At 57.9% G+C, this 1,676-nt stretch carries 3 protein-coding genes; all 3 read left to right on the forward strand.

All coding sequences use genetic code 11. The features are described from left to right. The coding region (locus tag PMI40_RS12085) for a YifB family Mg chelatase-like AAA ATPase (protein WP_040501971.1) at positions 1 to 887 on the forward strand (887 nt) is incomplete at its 5' end. A 63-nt stretch (positions 888 to 950) separates the two neighbouring features. Then, a complete protein-coding gene (locus PMI40_RS23860) occupies positions 951 to 1,430 on the forward strand; it encodes a hypothetical protein (protein WP_157221515.1) in 480 nt (159 codons plus the stop codon). Then, the gene (locus tag PMI40_RS23250; RefSeq protein ID WP_081496452.1) at positions 1,427 to 1,648 is read left to right on the forward strand and encodes a hypothetical protein; all 222 of its coding nucleotides are present in this window, start codon (positions 1,427 to 1,429) and stop codon (positions 1,646 to 1,648) included. Before PMI40_RS23860 ends, PMI40_RS23250 begins: the two co-directional genes overlap by 4 nt. Positions 1,649 to 1,676: the final 28 nt, after the last annotated feature.

Genomic DNA, 1,676 nt, shown 5'->3' on the forward strand with positions numbered 1-1,676 from the left:
AGGTGGCGGCCGCCGGCGGCCACAGTATCGTGCTGGTCGGCCCGCCAGGGACCGGCAAGTCGATGCTGGCCGCGCGCCTGCCCAGCATCCTGCCGCCGATGACCGAGCAGCAGGCGCTGGAGGCCGCTGCGGTGCAATCGCTGGGGCAGGGCTTCGATGTCAGCCGCTGGAAGCAGCGGCCCTTTCGGGCGCCGCATCATACGGCGTCGGCGGTGGCCCTGGCCGGTGGCGGCGGATCGCCGCGCCCGGGCGAGATCTCGCTGGCCCACCATGGGGTACTGTTTCTCGATGAGCTGCCCGAATTCAGCCGCCACGTGCTGGAGGTATTGCGCGAACCGATGGAGTCCGGCCGCATCACCATCTCGCGGGCCGCGCGCCAGGCCGAATTCCCGGCACGGTTTCAATTGCTGGCGGCGATGAACCCATGCCCCTGCGGATACCTCGGCCACGACAGCGGCAAGTGCCGCTGCTCGCCCGACGCCATTGCCCGCTACCAGGGACGCATTTCGGGCCCCATGCTGGACCGCATCGACATGCAGGTGCCGGTAGGGCAATTGCCGCCAGCCCAGCTATCGAGCAAGGCCGATGGCGAAGCCTCGGCCACCATTGCCGTTCGCGTGGCGCAAGCCTTCGAGCGTCAGCTGCAACGACAGGGAAAACCCAACAGCCTGCTGTGCACGCGCGAGATCGACCGGCATTGCCGCGCCGACGAAGCAGGCGAGGCCCTGCTGCAACGGGCCATGGAAAGGCTGGACTGGTCGGCGCGAGCCTACCACCGGGTGCTGCGACTGGCCCGCACCATCGCCGACCTGGACGACGCGCAGCAGGTGCGGCGCGAGCATGTCGGAGAGGCTATCCAGTATCGACGGGCGTTGAAGGAGCGTTGATGGTAATCCCGCTTAAAACCAGCGGACCGCATTAACGGTTTCCTGGCGCAAAACGGCAGCGCGTTGAAGGATTATTTTTTCGAAGAAAATATCCTGGGCGGGATGTTCGCCACCAAGGCCTTGGGGCTACTGGGGCGGCTGCTTGGTAATGAGACCGACTTGTTCTTTGCGGGTACTGTCAACTCATCTGGCAAAGGGGCAAATAGTGCGGAAAGAACTCTGGGGGGGAAATCTATTGATGATTTAGCACAAGCAGCTACCGCCGCAGATAAAGGGGATTTGTCCGTTGCAGGTCGTGCATTGCAAAAACACGGAAATCGCGACGGAAGCGCTTTCCCAAACGCTAAAGGAAATCCTGCTGATGTTAATGAGCAGGCTCAACAAGTTGTAAATGAAATTCTGAATGATCCAGCAACTATCGCGACTCAAAGAAATACTGGGCGATTCGGACAAGTGACAGATATTGTTGCACCAGACGGTCGTGGGCTAAGGTACGACGCGAATGGCAAACTCATTGGCTTTTTGGAACCTCCTAAAAAATGAAATCCCTAACATTACAAATTGCTAGTATTTCTGATCGAAAAAATGTTGTTTCCGAAATATGGTTTGGAAATGATCAAGTTGCAGAAATATCTAGTGAAGATGGGCAGACAACTCAAATTGAAATATTTCCAGCTCCTCATTCAGGAGCATGGACTTTCGATCTGGATGCCTTTCAAGCAATTTTGACAGAAGCAAAACATAATTTGCGAAATGCGTAGTTGGGGCAAATAGTGCAGCTGGGGCAGT

Origin of the sequence: Herbaspirillum sp. YR522, assembly GCF_000282575.1 — a bacterium.
Lineage (GTDB): Bacteria > Pseudomonadota > Gammaproteobacteria > Burkholderiales > Burkholderiaceae_D > Herbaspirillum.